Annotated in this window: 12 protein-coding genes; 4 read left to right on the top strand and 8 right to left on the bottom strand. The window is 35.3% G+C overall.

All coding sequences use genetic code 11. From position 1 onward, the window contains the following. Positions 1-1242 (bottom strand): YncE family protein (locus tag ACFWM3_RS08790; RefSeq protein WP_390311080.1); only part of this gene is annotated, 1242 nt, incomplete at its 3' end. Positions 1243-1447: 205 nt separating this feature from the next. Between ACFWM3_RS08790 and ACFWM3_RS08785 the strand changes: the two genes are divergently transcribed. Then, on the top strand, positions 1448-1777 hold the full coding sequence (locus ACFWM3_RS08785) for a helix-turn-helix domain-containing protein (RefSeq protein ID WP_390311079.1): 330 nt from the start codon (positions 1448-1450) through the stop codon (positions 1775-1777). Beyond that, positions 1699-2640 (top strand): IS3 family transposase, encoded by a 942-nt coding sequence (locus tag ACFWM3_RS08780; RefSeq protein WP_390311092.1) that lies wholly within the window; start codon positions 1699-1701, stop codon positions 2638-2640. Before ACFWM3_RS08785 ends, ACFWM3_RS08780 begins: the two co-directional genes overlap by 79 nt. Positions 2641-3791: 1151 nt before the next feature. Here ACFWM3_RS08780 and bcaP read toward each other — a convergent pair. From bcaP to ACFWM3_RS08760, 3 genes are all read right to left on the bottom strand, one after another. After that, entirely contained in the window at positions 3792-5201 is a 1410-nt protein-coding gene (gene bcaP / locus ACFWM3_RS08770) for a branched-chain amino acid transporter BcaP (RefSeq protein WP_390311078.1), read from the bottom strand. A gap of 355 nt (positions 5202-5556) precedes the next feature. Next, positions 5557-6474 (bottom strand): response regulator, encoded by a 918-nt coding sequence (locus ACFWM3_RS08765; protein ID WP_390311077.1) that lies wholly within the window; start codon positions 6472-6474, stop codon positions 5557-5559. Between the two features lie 5 nt (positions 6475-6479). Further along, the gene (locus ACFWM3_RS08760; protein WP_390311076.1) at positions 6480-7748 is read right to left on the bottom strand and encodes an ATP-binding protein; all 1269 of its coding nucleotides are present in this window, start codon (positions 7746-7748) and stop codon (positions 6480-6482) included. A gap of 166 nt (positions 7749-7914) precedes the next feature. On the opposite strand from ACFWM3_RS08760, the gene gltP reads away from it, so the two are divergent. Beyond that, the gene (gene gltP, locus ACFWM3_RS08755; protein ID WP_390311075.1) at positions 7915-9201 is read left to right on the top strand and encodes a glutamate/aspartate:proton symporter GltP; all 1287 of its coding nucleotides are present in this window, start codon (positions 7915-7917) and stop codon (positions 9199-9201) included. Positions 9202-9637: 436 nt separating this feature from the next. Here the strand turns inward: gltP and ACFWM3_RS08750 are convergent, their stop codons facing one another. Together ACFWM3_RS08750 and ACFWM3_RS08745 are read right to left on the bottom strand one after the other, a co-directional pair. Beyond that, on the bottom strand, positions 9638-10537 hold the full coding sequence (locus ACFWM3_RS08750; RefSeq protein WP_056473736.1) for a DMT family transporter: 900 nt from the start codon (positions 10535-10537) through the stop codon (positions 9638-9640). Between the two features lie 424 nt (positions 10538-10961). Continuing rightward, positions 10962-11606 carry a formylglycine-generating enzyme family protein gene (locus tag ACFWM3_RS08745; RefSeq protein ID WP_390311091.1) on the bottom strand — a complete coding sequence of 215 codons (645 nt, stop codon included), beginning with the start codon at positions 11604-11606 and terminating at the stop codon, positions 10962-10964. Positions 11607-12256: 650 nt separating this feature from the next. On the opposite strand from ACFWM3_RS08745, the gene ACFWM3_RS08740 reads away from it, so the two are divergent. Next, positions 12257-12670, top strand: coding sequence for a hypothetical protein (locus ACFWM3_RS08740; protein ID WP_056473732.1), 414 nt, complete (start codon positions 12257-12259; stop codon positions 12668-12670). Between the two features lie 320 nt (positions 12671-12990). Here ACFWM3_RS08740 and ACFWM3_RS08735 read toward each other — a convergent pair whose 3' ends face one another. Both ACFWM3_RS08735 and ACFWM3_RS08730 read right to left on the bottom strand, forming a co-directional pair. After that, a complete protein-coding gene (locus ACFWM3_RS08735) occupies positions 12991-13302 on the bottom strand; it encodes a hypothetical protein (RefSeq protein ID WP_390311074.1) in 312 nt (103 codons plus the stop codon). Positions 13303-13699: 397 nt separating this feature from the next. Beyond that, the gene (locus tag ACFWM3_RS08730; RefSeq protein WP_390311090.1) at positions 13700-14851 is read right to left on the bottom strand and encodes an SLC13 family permease; all 1152 of its coding nucleotides are present in this window, start codon (positions 14849-14851) and stop codon (positions 13700-13702) included. Positions 14852-15802: the final 951 nt, after the last annotated feature.

Raw genomic sequence — 15802 nt, 5'->3', positions numbered from 1 at the left:
GACATAAATAAGGTTAGTAGATGGATTGACCCCTACTCCAACTGGAGTAACACCTACTGGAACAGTAGCAATCACTGTATTCGTTGCTCCATCTATAACTGAGACATCATTGTCACTAGTATTTGCTATATATATACGATTAATTAATGGATTGACTCCTACCCCCTCTGGGTTAACCCCAACAGGAACGGTAGCAATCACCGTATTCGTTAATCCATCTATCACTGAAACATCATTACTTGTCTCATTTGCTACATAAATTAGGTTGACAGAAGTCGATCCTCTAGGGCCTGTCGCTCCAGTTGCTCCGGTTGCCCCAGTTGCCCCGGTTGCCCCAGTTGCCCCAGTTGCTCCGGTCGCTCCAGTTGCCCCAGTTGCTCCGGTTGCCCCAGTTGCCCCAGTTGCCCCAGTTGCCCCGGTCGCTCCAGTTGCCCCAGTTGCCCCGGTTGCCCCGGTTGCCCCAGTTGCTCCGGTCGCCCCAGTTGCCCCGGTCGCTCCAGTTGCTCCGGTCGCTCCAGTTGCTCCGGTCGCCCCGGTCGCTCCAGTTGCTCCAGTCGCCCCAGTTGCTCCGGTTGCTCCGGTTGCCCCAGTTGCTCCGGTCGCTCCAGTTGCTCCGGTCGCTCCAGTTGCTCCGGTCGCTCCAGTCGCCCCAGTTGCCCCAGTCGGTCCAGTTGCTCCAGTTGCTCCGGTCGCTCCAGTTGCTCCAGTCGCCCCAGTTGCCCCAGTCGGTCCAGTTGCTCCAGTTGCTCCAGTTGCTCCGGTTGCCCCAGTTGCTCCGGTCGCCCCAGTTGCTCCGGTCGCTCCAGTTGCTCCAGTTGCTCCAGTTGCTCCAGTTGCTCCAGTTGCTCCAGTTGCTCCGGTTTGTCCTGTCGCTCCAGTTGCTCCTATTTGTCCTGTCGCTCCAGTTGCTCCTATTTGTCCTGTCGCTCCAGTTACTCCTGTTTGTCCCGTCGCTCCAGTTACTCCTGTTTGTCCCGTCGCTCCAGTTACTCCTGTTTGTCCCGTCGCTCCTGTCAATCCAGTTGGTCCTGTCGTTCCTGTCAATCCAGTTGGTCCAGTTGAGCCAATTACACCAGTAACAGCAGTACCGGTAGCATTTTCTACATTAACACTAACGTTTACGTTTTGTTCTACGCAATTGCAATTTTTGCGCCCACAATCAGGACATTTATGTTTATGATCATGATCTTTACATTTACAATCTTTATGATCACATTTCTTGCATCGTTTTTCTTTACCCAAATCTCTATCCCTCCTTTCATATTCTTTATTAATTTATGGACAAGTTATAAAAGAGTTTGGACAAATATCTCCAGCCATTTGTATTTGTTTGAAATATATGCCAATAAACAAGAACCAAAAAAGAACCTTCATATTTGTTAATATCCCCTCATAGTAGACAGTAAAAAGAAAGGGTTGTACTGTTTACTTTGGAGGTGATTTTTTTATGGGGAAAATTAGAAAAACTTATTCAAAAGAATTCAAGCTTAAAGCGATAGATATGTATGTAAATAATCATATGGGTTCTACTTCAATTGACAATGAATTAGGAATTTCAAAATCAATAGTGAAACGTTGGATATCCCACTACAATCGAGAAGGATTTCAAGGATTAGATGAAAAGAGAGGAAAATCAAATAGTCCACTACAGGGAAGACCTAAAAAATCACCTGAAAGCGAGGCTGAAAAAATCAACCGATTAGAAGCAGAGAATGCTTATTTAAAAAAGCTCTTAGCTGCGAAAAGGAGGATGATACAGGAAAAGAAAAATCAATAGAATACAGTATAATTCATGAACTTAAGAATCAATTTACAGTTGTTATTTTATGTAAGATAGCTGGTGTTTCAAAAAGTGGGTACTACAAATGGTTAACACGTCAGAGTAGCCCTACTAAAAAAGATTTAGAAGATCAATCAATCGTGAAAAAAATTATTGAATGCCAACAAGATTCAGATATTAATTGGAGTTATGGTTATCCAAGAGTTAAAACTTGGCTGAGTAAAGTGTATGGACTAAAAGTGAATCATAAGAGAATATATCGTTTGATGAAATCAAATAAAATACAAGCTAAGATACGAAAAAAGAAATGGAAACACTTTGGACGTAAAGAAAAATTTGTCCTTTCAAGTAACTATTTAAATAGAGAATTTTCAGCTAAACGTCCAAATGAAAAATGGGTAACAGATATTACCTACTTACTTTTTAATGGGAAGAGAATCTATTTATCTTCTATATTAGACCTATATAATAATGAGATTGTCGCTTATAAAATAAGTGAAAGAAATGACCTGAAATTAGTAGCTGATACTGTAAAAGAAGCTATAAGAAATAGAGATGTAAGAGGTCTCATATTACATAGTGATCAAGGGTTCCAGTACACTTCAATGAGATATAACCAACTTTTAAATAAATACGATATTAAGGGAAGTATGTCTAGAAAAGGAAATTGCTTAGATAACGCTTGTATGGAAAGCTTTTTTAGTCACTTTAAAACCGAATGTTTTTACCTTTATCATTTTGAGAATTCGCAAGAGGTAAAAATGGCAGTGAAAAAATATATTAAGTTTTATAACAATAAACGTTTTCAGAAAAAAATAAATAACCTTAGCCCTTTAGAATATAGGGCTAAGGCAGCTTAAATGGTGTACCTTTTATTTAAGTGTCTACTTGACAGGGATAAGACCATATTAGAAGGTTCTTTTTTCTCCAGTTTCTGCAAACTGTTTTATACGAAGTCCAATTTGGTCACGAATTCTTTGGAATACACCTCATTCGCATGACCACATAATATCACAACTAAATCTGCATTGATTAAGATGTCATTTCATTATCTTTTACATCAAATGAACGAAAATCGATTCTAAATTCATCCTTTGCTTTAATTGCATTTGGATTCACGCCAAGTGCTTCTATTCCAGTTTATAGGACATTCCAAATTCAAAATGTCCTTATTGAACTAAATTGTCATTTAGGTAAATACACATTTTCTTTTACGTTTTTTTATGATTCAAAAATTGTTTTCTGCCCCATTTAGCTGCTTCTCCATTAATACAATTAAAAAACCTCTTGCTATACAAGAGGTTTAGGTATAATCCCAACTGGACTTGAACCAGCGACCCCTACCCTGTCAATTACAGAGTACGAGTATAATTCAGTATCTATGAATATTTTAGTTCAATTAATTCCAGTAAATCAAACGGTCGATGAAATTTTATTCATTGTTAATCTTATATTTCTATTGTTTCTAATAAGTATGTGCAATTTATGTGCAATCGAAAAGTAATTGATTATTATGAGGTAGGGTGCATATTGTAATTAGTTATTGATTACTCAGCTAATAAAAAGTCGATTGGAAGACAATACATGCAGATACCAATCTTCTAAAAATTATTGAACAGAGTCAAATTGAAAAGAATAGTTAACAATTTCATCGGTTACATCTGTAATTTGTTTATGTTCATAGTTCGGTGGCGTTCTTTCCGAAAAATAATATTACCAAATACTCAAATCTTCGAAAGAACTGATCATACAAGAACATATGTACCTGTTCCAAAACAAGTCAAGGAAAACAAAATCAATGATACGATTTGGGAAAATGTCTATGATTTATCAGCTATGGGGACGACCAATACATATTGGAACTAATTTGAAGGGAAAACAGTTTTATTTTGTTATGAAGGAAAGAACTTGCATAGGGAGTATGTGCAATCCACTTAGTAATAGGTGATTTTTTGTATTTAAAAGGCCTTCCCAAAAGTCAGTTCTCCTAACTTAAGGGATAGCCCAATTTTTATTTATACATTTTTATTTGTGGTGCTTCAGTACTGTTACTCTGATTTAATTTACTGTTTTTATAACCGTAAGTAACATAAATTACTAAACCGATTACTAACCAAACCAAGAATCCCTTCCAAGTAAATGCTGAAAGTTGTAGCATTAAATATACACAGAATACAACAGCTAATACTGGTACTACAGGTACCCAAGGAGTTTTGAATCCGCGCTTTAAGTCTGGGCGAGTTTTTCTTAATACTAGAATACCAAGAGAAACAGCAGAGAAAGCGAATAGGGTACCGATATTTGTTAATTCAGCTAATTTGTTTAATGGAATTAAGCCAGCGAATAAAGCAACTAGTCCGCCAGTTACCCAAGTACTTGTTACAGGAACTGCAGTTTTCTTGTTAACTTTTGATAATTTACCTGGTAATAAACCGTCTTTACTGATTGCATAGAATAGACGAGTTTGTCCAAACATCATTACGATTAATACAGTTGTAATACCGATGATTGCGCCTAGAGAAATGAAACCAGCTGCCCAATCTTGGTGAATAAATGCTAGTGCAAAAGCAACAGGATCTTTAACACCAAGTTGATCGAACGGCACGATACCCGTAAGAATTAAGGAAACAACGATATATAAGATTGTACAAATTGTTAATGCAGAAATAATACCGATTGGTAAGTTACGTTGAGGGTTTTTAACTTCCTCAGCTGCAGTTGATACTGCATCAAATCCAAAGTAAGCAAATACTACTACTGCAGCACCAGCTGTTACCCCATGGAATCCCATTGGCATAAATGGAGTCCAGTTATGCGGTTGAACATACCAAACACCAACTACGATGAAAAGTGCTACTACTGCTAATTTTACAATTACCATGATTGTGTTAAGTTTTGCTGATTCTCTAACACCTCTAGTAAGAATGAACGTTACTAGTAAAACAATGATTACTGCCGGTAAATCAATAAAAGTATGTTTAGATGGATCAAATGCACTAGTTAAAGCTGTTGGAAGGTTTAGTCCAAAACCATGTAATAAACTTTGGAAATAGCCAGACCATCCACTTGCTACTGCTGAAGATGCAAGTCCATACTCTAGTACCATATCCCAACCTAATATCCAAGCAATGACTTCACCAAAAGCAACATAACTATAAGTGTAAGCACTACCAGCTTCTGGAATCATAGATGCAAATTCAGAGTAACAAAGTGCAGCGAATGTACAAGCTAAACCTGCAATAATAAATGAAAGAATAAGTGCTGGACCAGCGTAATCAGCTGCTGCTACACCAGTTAAAACGAATATACCTGTACCGATGATGGCACCGATACCTAACATTGTAAGATCAAACGCCCCTAGAACTTGTTTAAGTGAACTAGGCGAACTGCTTGAAACTGATTTTTTTCGAAATAAATTCATATGAGCCTCCTCTAAATTCTTGTGCTACTTTTTTAATTTTTTAATAGTTTCATATTTGTTTGTAAAAAATAGAAAATTCCGATAACTAAAACCGGAAAAATTTAATTGTTAGAATTAAACGATTTTTATCTTATCATACGATTTGTAACTATACAGAGCATTTTTCAACAAAAAAAAATATTCAGAAAATGTACATAACGACTATATTCAGATCCTTTATTACTAAATTTCTCCTTTATATAAAACTTGCAAAAATTAAATAAGCAAAGACAGCATGGGCTTATTATCCCTACCCTTGTTACAACCTGACTACAACACTTTTACAATCCCTGATTTGAAGAAACAAATTTATTGGCTAATCCACCAACTGCTTTGATTCTAAATAGAGCGATTGAATGAATTTTTTCATGTTGATTCGGCTTTGATTAGTGCTTTTTTCACTTTTACCTTCAAGCTCTAACATTTTCTTTCGGACTTCCGAAAAATCGAAAAACGTGGATGAATACGCTTCGAATTTTGGATTCGTGTAATCTGTTAATCCTAATGAGGCAATATGGATGAGCACATGGTAAATAGCTCTGCGAACTCGTTGTTCGGAGGCTTTCGATTCTTTTTGTATTTCCGCCTCGGTAGCCTGTTCTCCAAGCGATTTTTTGGCATATCCATAAAATATTTCTTTTAGAGACGGAAAGATGTAGAAGGATCCAAACTTTTGTTTTTGGTCCTGCAGGAATTCTAAAATATTCATCAAGTCTTCACTTCCGCTTTCTCCGATAATCCCTAAATCCGAAATCAATGAACGGCCGGCTTCGATTATGTTTTTTGTATGAGAAGAGCCGAATGGTGGCGACTGATGACCTTTTAATAAAGTTAACGATTCTTGTATGCCTCGAATTGATTTTTCCAGAATCACCCGTTCGTTAACCTTTTTTAACACTCCTGAGATTTCAATGCGGTTTAACGGCTTAGTGATGTAGTATTCTGCTCCTAAACTATATACTTCCCCTATGAGCTCCTTTGCCTCTACTTGCGAAATCATCACGAATTTCCCCTTGAATTCAGAAGAAAGAACACGAATTGTTTCAATTCCATCCCTCTTTGGCATCAGTAAATCAATAAGTACTACGTCTACTTTTTTGAGCGCAAGCAAGTCATTGTCTACCAATGATCCGTCTTCTGCTTCACCCATCACTTTGCCTAAATCCTCATCCTCAATCAAGTCTATCAGCATCGCTCTAATAGCTGGATCATCGTCAATTATAAAATAATTCATTTGATTTATCCTTTCTGTATCATCGCATTAATCGGGAGCTCGATAACAAATACTGTTTCTTTATGACTTTCTTTTAGCTTAATATGTCCGCCAAGCTTGTCCACGGTTAGTTTCACATATGAAAGTCCAATTCCTGTAGAAGGATTGCCGGAAGCATCATACTTAGATGTAAACCCCTCTTTAAAAATGACTTCTTTCAACTTCGGTGCAATGCCTGGTCCATTATCACAGACATGAAATTCTACAATCCAGTCTCTTCGAATCACATACAACGATACATGTCCCTCTTGCTCAATGGCTTCCACCGCATTTGCGATCAAGTTATTGATCAAAGATAATACCCTATAGACATGATATGGCGGATGTTCCCCTTCGACGTGCATAGAAAACGAAATGTGTTTATTCAATAACTCTGCATACCGTCTATTGGAAACAAGGATAATGTTACTCAGTAACTCAATGCCCATGTAGTCCTCTAGCTTTTCAGTAGAAATCAACTGTGATAGTCCAGCATAAATTCGCTGATTATCTTTTTTTACTTCATGCACGAGACTTGCAATTTGCAGTGCGGTTTGGGAAAAATGGACATGAGAAACTTCCGATTTCAACCTACGATAAAAATCATAACTTATGCGGGTGATTTCTTCCGCATTTTGCATTGTTTTCTTAAGCTGTACCGATTCCTCATACAAATTCGAAATGAACAACAGCATTTGCTCGTTTTGTCTACGCTGCTCTTCCACTGCCAATTTTGATTCTCTCAGTTTAAAAATGTTAAAAAAGCCAAGTACAAAAAAACTTCGAATAAACGAGATAAAGATAATCTGTTCGATTGAGTGAAATGCAATGATTTTATCCGCTATCGAGTATCGAATCACCATTTCAACTAAACTTGCACCAATTTCTATGACCATTCCTAGTAATCCAATCATAAATGGCTTGTTATGCTGTTCATTCATCTTTGTAAAATGAAAGATGAAAGCGAACACGACGTAATAAAAGAGTACTGGAAAATGACTGTAAAATGCCTCATCAACCGGTATGTCACTGATTAGGACCGCCAAAAAAAATCGAAATACAAACACACTTGTCCCAGTCAAAATTCCTGCAATATTTGGGTGAATGCCCCTTCCCAATAACAAAAATAAGAAAAATGCCGGTGTCCCCAGGCTGACACGGAATGCATCATTGAACGGATAGAATTTAAACTCTCCAGCGAGCGGAACGGTAATCATCAAAAATACAACTGCTAAAATTCGTTCCTTCAGTTCCACACCTCCAAACATTAAACATTTTACTCAAACCTTTGGAAAATTGAAATAGTTGTGAGAAAATTATTTATTTTTTATTTTTTATTTGTAGGTTTTTGTATGATTCGGTATGATTTTGAGCGGAATCGCTTACATTCATATTCTTAATAAACTTGAAGGGGTGTATGGGATGAAAAAACTAAAACTTGGGTTAGCTTGGCAGATTGTAATTGGTCTCATTTTAGGTATCGCAGTTGGAGCTGCCTTTTATGGAAATCCAAATATTGAAGGATTCCTTAAACCGATTGGAGATATTTTTATTCGTTTAATCAAAATGATTGTTATTCCCATTGTTGTCTCAAGCTTAATTGTCGGTGTTGCTGGCGTTGGGAATATGAAAAAGCTTGGTAAACTCGGTGGTAAAACGATTTTATATTTTGAAATCATCACAACTATTGCCATTCTTGTTGGATTGCTAGCGGCAAATATCTTTCATCCCGGTAGCGGCGTTGATATGTCATCATTACAGAAAACAGATATCGGAAGCTATATACAAACAACCGAAATGACGAAAAGCCACGGTTTTGCTGAAACTTTCGTCAATATCGTTCCACCAAATATCATTTCAGCAATGACAGAAGGCAACATGTTAGCCATTATTTTCTTCTCTGTTTTATTCGGACTAGGTTTGGCAGCGATCGGTGAAAAAGGAAAACCGGTCATAAAGTTTTTCGAGGGAACAGCTGAAGCAATGTTCTATGTGACAAATCTAATTATGAAGTTTGCTCCATTTGGTGTATTTGCATTAATTGGTATAACGGTATCAAAATTCGGTGTCCAATCACTGATTCCATTAAGTAAGTTAACAATTCTTGTTTATTCAACGATGATTTTCTTTGTGTTAGTTGTTTTAGGACTTGTTGCAAGATGGGCAGGCATTAACATTATTCATTTTATTAAGTTATTAAAAGATGAACTGATCCTTGCTTATTCAACGGCTAGTTCTGAGACTGTTTTACCTCGTATTATGAATAAAATGGAGAAATTTGGTTGCCCTAAAGGAATCACATCGTTCGTTATCCCAACAGGATATTCTTTCAACTTAGATGGTTCTACATTATATCAAGCATTAGCGGCCATTTTTATTGCGCAAATGTATGGAATTGATTTATCGATTAGCGACCAAATCTCATTAGTACTTGTATTGATAGTAACATCTAAAGGAATTGCAGGGGTTCCGGGAGTGTCGTTTGTTGTATTGTTGGCTACGCTCGGTACAGTTGGAATTCCGGTAGAAGGATTAGCGTTTATCGCAGGTATTGACCGTCTTTTAGATATGGCGAGAACAGCAGTAAATGTCGTAGGTAACTCGCTTGCGGTAGTTGTTATTTCTAAATCAGAAGGTCAATTCGATAAACAAAAAGCGCAAGCTTATATTAAATCACTTGATTCCGGTAAACAAACAAATGCAGCATAATCTTTCTTAACATGATAATTGAGTAGACCTAGATTCACCGACTACTGAATTGCATGCATTGACATTGACTACATTTCTTAAGCCTTCTCGCTTTTTTAATATGAGATCAAGCTCTTCTTCTTGTAATCAACTAATATATGTAACAACAATTAATCGTTTAAATTAAAAGCCTGTATCTTCAAATACCAAGTAATTTTCGATACAGGCTATTTTTATCTATTAACATTGTTATGTTTAGACTGACAAAAAAGAGAAACTCACAGGATAAAGAGTTTCCCTAAAAAATAGGTGATATTGGTAAAAAAGAAAAAAGTAACTGTACTTTATTATATAAAAATTATTATGTATCGTATTAGTTATTCGCCTAACTTGTTGGAAGTCTTTTCCACAGTCATATAACTAAAGCAATACATTAGTTACACAAGAAAAGCCTTAGTTAACCCTGTATAGGCAATTTCATATTCTGATTTCTCGTTCCAAAACCTAATGCAATCGCGGCGCCAATACAGCAAAAAAAGCAACCAGCAATCAAATACACTGATGGATCAGACTCACCGATTAAAACAGAGGCCACTCCACCAATTGCGGGGAAAAGGGCGACCATATAGCCACTTTGAGCTCCTCCAATTTTTTCTACTAGCTTCAAATAGAATAACCATGCAGCAAAAGAAGCAACCAACGTTAAATATAACAACGCAGATAAGTACGTAAAAGATGTTGGAAAAATAAATTCTTTCCCTTGAAACAATATTATTGCTCCCATCAATATACTGCCCACTGTAAATCCAATTGCATTTGCATAAATGGGATCAACCTTGCGATTTGCATTTCTTGCCGAGCATGCGTCACCAACTGCTGTTAGGAGAGTACCTAGGAAAGCGAAAATAATTCCTTTTATGTCATGGAACCCTTGAAAATTTTCCATTGTCGGATAAATTAGAATACACACTCCCACTACACCAAGAATACCTCCAATTAGAACTCTCGAATGTAATTTTTCTTTTAAAAAAATCCGGAGAGCAATCGGCGTTAAAATCACTTTTAAAGAAAATACCAATGTTACGATTGCTGCAGAACTCAAAATTGTAGCGTAATAAAGACACAGATAGCTTAATGCAAAGTTACATATACCAAATGCCATTACAAACGGGAGATCTTTAGTTGTTGGTCTCCCCTTTGGTCGAATGAACAAAACAAGAACTAAAAATAAAAAGGCTGTCATAACTAGTCGAAAAGTTAAGGATAATTCTAAGCTTACTGGAGTTCCTTGAATTTTTACAGCAATAAAATTAAGTCCCCATACAATCAAGCAAAAAATATACATAAATTTTATCATTAATATTACCTCTTCCTAATGTTCCTCCAGTAATTGTAACAAATCAAACTAAAGTAGTTCAAAAGATTCTTAATTCATTTCTTTCAATAATTTGCTTTTTAGTTCAATTAAAAAGCGACCTTCTATTGAAGTATCGCATTGCTTTAGTTGAACAAGAACTCACATTTCCGTTAATTTATTTGCCTTCGTGCCAAGCTTTTAAGACATAATACAAAAAAATCTACTATTATAGAGTTGTCATTCACAGACTTAGAAAATCTAATTTTAAAATTCTAGGTTGGTAGTCTTAATTTAAGTCTGTCTAAAAAATGAAAAATCCCTAAATTAAAACCTTTTTGGTTTGGTGGTTTGACAGTTTCGTTCATATCAGTTGCATAAGAACGTTTAAGCATTGACTAATAACTGTCCCCATCCTTTCAGGAAATTAAAAAGACCGTGCAAGACGGAATCCAAGGTCGTCTATGCAAAATGACGGATGGCTACGACGACGACATGAAGCGCCACAACCTCTTGCTACCTCTGCCCAGCTACCACCTCGAAAAATTCGATATGACCCATAGACCTGTTCATCATATAAATCCCAACACCACTCCCAAACATTTCCTAACATATCATACAGACCCCATGCATTCGCTTCCTTTCTTCCTACTTCATGTATTTTATCTCCAGAATTTTCATTATACCAGGCAATTTTATCAAGTTCACCGTATCTATAACCCGTCGTCCCTGCTTTACACCCATATTGCCACTCTGCTTCTGTAGGAAGTCTATAGCCATCTGATTCCCAATCACAAAATATGTTTTCACCATCATTACTTATTGAATAACACTCTTTCAGTCCTGCTTTCTGTGAAAGTAGATTACAAAAAGAAATTGCATCATTCCAAGAAACATTCACAACTGGTTTTAGATCTCTGACAAAAGTATTAAGTGATGTATTTGTAATAGTATTATATATACCCATAGTTACAGGATACTGGGCAAGAAGAAATGGTCTTATTTCAGTTTTCCATTTACTTTTTATTCTATCGTCTCTTAATTCTATATTTCCCCCTGGAATTTTTACCATTTGATAGTCAATGTAACTCTTAATTTCATTTGACACTCTGTCTTCCTCCTAATGATCATGATTTAATAAAAATCACCTCGTTAAGAACTATAATATCAATTCAAAAATTACGTTGGTTTTTTGTAGATAAAAATCCGTTAGTAAAATAAAAAAGTCTGCAAATCAGCATATTCGTTATACAACAAACGCATACGTTAGGTGTATAAATTAAGATATATCTAGAAGTAAAAATCCTAGACTTAAAAAACTCAATTTAATACTGTATAACCAAGTAAATGAACACCAAAAACCGGGGAATAACTGTCATCACAGATAAGATTTATAAAACTGGGGAAACGATTAATTTCTAAATCCGATCAATATGAACTAGTTTATAAATCAACATTTTCAAAGAAGGTTAAAGAAATAAAATTTAGTGTAGATCCGAATTAACCGTTCTATTCTAATTAAACAGTCATGTCAAAAGGTAGTTATGTAAAAATACTGTATCTGATTTATAAAAAATTCGCATTCTATTACTTCTATGTAAATTTCTTTATACTAGAAGACACACAGATTAATATTATATATAAAATATTAAGTATTCAGCATAAGCCACTTTTTATTTATTTGTTTTGATATTATAAAAAATAAAATAAGGAGGGTTTTTGATGGAGAATTCACAAAAAGTTTTAAAAAACGATGCATTATGGGCGGTATTCTTAACTCCGCATTTTTTATTTGCTATTTTTATTATTGCTTACTTTATGATCTGGTGTTTCAATCCGCAGGATAACATAGTAATTGCAGTTGCAATTAGTTCCTTTTTTTATTTTTTTGTAGATTTCTTTATTTCCTTACAAGAATCAAATGATAAACAGAATCCAGATCTTGTAAAATTTAAATGGCTTGCATTTGGTGCTACTTTTCTATGCTTAGGCATAATGCCATTAATTGTACCAATATCGAAAGTTGAATATGGATTAGCTGAATTTATTTCTTTTATAACATTTACTGGTGCAGCTGTTTTACATGCGCTAAAACAAGCAATTCCTACTTTTAGAGAATTAAAAAAGTTTCAATAAAATGATGGTTATACTCCATATAGAGCTGTGTCTACAAACTTAAAAGATGGTTATTCACCATCTTTTTTCTTTTTTAGTAGGCTCTGTTAAATTAAAATTTGATTTGCATGCGTTAGCCATCCATGAATCCTCAGATTCACAACAGTGAATGGAAGTTTAAATCGTACTCCCATGGTAGTTGAACAAGAACTTCAACTCGATTGAGCTTTTTTTATTAAAACGATATATTCAAATATCACAATTCATTTAGTAAATTAACTATAGTCATAATTGTTCTATAAGGTGGCTTACTCACTCTTGCTTTAGTCTAAGAAGCAAGTTCAAAAATGGGCTTTTGTGTTTGGTTTTGGAGCCTTGTCTAGCAACCATGGGTTTTGCATTAAGTAATTATTCACCACATACTGCATATCTTGCTTATCTACGACACGATCAAAATTGATGTCGGCATCACAATTGTTTGTTTTCCAATTGGCCTGAATGAAAAGCGCATCTTGAATATCAATTACAATATATTTGTTCACATCTCCTGCAGGTGCATAGTCATAGTAGAGTGCTTTCGAGTATGGTTTAATTACACCATCTTCTTTCAATCCAATCGTAAAGGTTTTCTTTACAGTGAAATGCCCCGGCATATCTACTTCCAGTGTAAATGGTTTATCTGTTAGTGGCAGATTAGATGATAACGAAAAAGGAAACATCCACCTATTGCTTCCAAGTGTGTTTGGTTATTCTTTCCCTGTTTCATCTGTCACTTTGACTTTTGCGCCCGCCTCTACCAGGCAACGTATAGACAAATTTATTATTGGCTTGAGACACATTCATACTGCCAGCTTTCATTTTTTCTATATCTGGATCGTAAACAGAACCTGTAAGTGTTATCGTTGGTTGATCTGGGTTATATTCATATACACCAGAGTCTACGTTAAGATTGAGATTTGGCTGTGTAACGCTATTATAAACCGGTGCATCTGAGTTAAAGGTTCTTTTATATTGATAAGATCCAAAGCTATTTAAACCTATTACTTTGTATTAAAAGAAATTTTGATATTTCATTGTAAAATAATAAACAAGAGTTAAAAGAGCTAAAATCGAAAAGTTATAAAAGCTAAATCTTATAAGGTACATTTTACTTTTTAGTGGCTCTCTCTTAATAAAAAGTTTAAATGAAATTACACTTGCGAGAGAAGCAACAATCGTACCAAGTCCACCTAAATTTACACCTACTAATAAAGGCTGCCAATTCACGGAGAATTTTGATAAAAAGATCGCAGCTGGTACATTACTTATCAGTTGGCTTAAAAATATGGAACTGAAGAAGATTGATGTGGGACTTTTGAGATTTTCGCTGGCAAATGTGTGTACTACCTTTAATTCGGATATGTTTCCTATAAATATAAAAAAACAGATAAAAGTAATAAGCAATAAATAATCAATTTTCTTCAATAATTTGATATCAAGTATACACGCGGTTCCAAATGCGATGATAAACGCAAGTTTGTAGTTTAAAACCCCTAGTATGGATGCAGATATGATGCCAAATAGTATTCCCCATACTGTTGCCTTTTTTTTATTTTTTATAAGAATATATGGAAGTTCCATTTCCAATGTTTTACTTTTCAATCTTTGATTAAAAAAGAATAACAGAACAATTCCCAGAACCACTAATAGAAAAATTGTTGTGAAAAATTGTATAGGCCTTATTCCGTAGTAAGTAAATATGAAAAGATTTTGTGGATTTCCCATTGGAGTTAGGCTGCTTCCAATGTTAGCCGCAATTGTCTCTAGTATAATAGTATCTAACATAGAAGCTTGTATTATCTTACTAATTATAAGTGTTAATGGTACAAATGTTATTAATGCCACATCATTTGTTACAAGCATGGAACTAAAAAGGCATAATAAAATTAGGATTGCTGAAACACTTTTACTATTATGACATTTACTCAGTATAGCAATGGCGAACTTATCCAATAGTTTAAGATCTTCCAGAGCCTTAACTACGAGCATAAGATTAAATAAACTGATTAATACTTTAAAATTTATATAATCCAGTTTAGGTGGATGGAATAAACAGCTAACGATTGCTAACAAGAGTGATATGGTAAATACAATGTCTTTTTTTAAAATTCCAAATTTCAATTTCGATTTTTTTTCGTTTTCCACATAAATATATTCTTTCATCAATCCCCCTCCAGTATTTTCTATTCTACTACACACCCCTGTTTCTTGCATTTGAAACCTCGATACACTTAAAAAATGCCATAATTCCCATTAATTTCTTTCGGAACAAAACTGCCATTTAGCCACTCATGCAGCGCAAGCGCTGCACCACAGCGAATGAAAATTGTTCACCGTGTCTACAATGTTTAATGGCTGGCGAGGAAGGTCTTTGCACTATGGTGCCTTAGAGCCCATCATTTAGTCTGACTCCGACGACCACGGTGTACCACCGACTGTCGCGCCCTATATGGGTAGCACTCATGGGAGATTAATCCTTTTTTGGTTGTCGCGCTAGCCTCATTTTTATTAACTACGAAAGGAAGATTTTGATTTCCGATTTTCCAACTGAATAAAATCACCTAACAGGCTCAGCCTTTTTTTAAAAGAGATTTTTCTGAGTTTATTTTGTATGTCCTTTTTTGATTTTATGGCGAATTTAATTTTCATGGGAGTTACATAAGAAATTTTACGAATTTTAATAAAATAAAGTCTTTCTGCCCCAATTCTGCCCCATATAACTGTTTCCCTATAAATCAAGTACTGTTATAAAACAAAAAACCTCTTGATATACAAGAGGTTTAGGTATGATCCCAACTGGACTTGAAGCGACCCCTACCCTGTCAATTACAAAGTACGAGTATAATTCATTATTTATGAATATTTTAGGTCAATAGAGTCCAGTAAATCAAGCGGTCGATGAAATTTATTCATCATAAATCTATTAATTCTATAGTTTCCAATATGTCTGTGCAATTTATGTGCAATCGAAAAGTTTTGTTCACGAGGTAGGGTGATAGGTGTAATAGGAAACTGATTGTTTAATTTATATATACGATAAACAAATTATAATTCATTCAGGATTCACTATTTTATTCCAAGATATATTGACTTAAAGAATTATTTACCACTTGA

Source organism: Gottfriedia sp. NPDC058432 (assembly GCF_042721555.1).
Classification (GTDB): domain Bacteria; phylum Bacillota; class Bacilli; order Bacillales; family Bacillaceae_G; genus Gottfriedia.
Note: the sequence above shows the minus strand (reverse complement) of the source record. Positions and strands in the feature narration are given on the sequence as shown.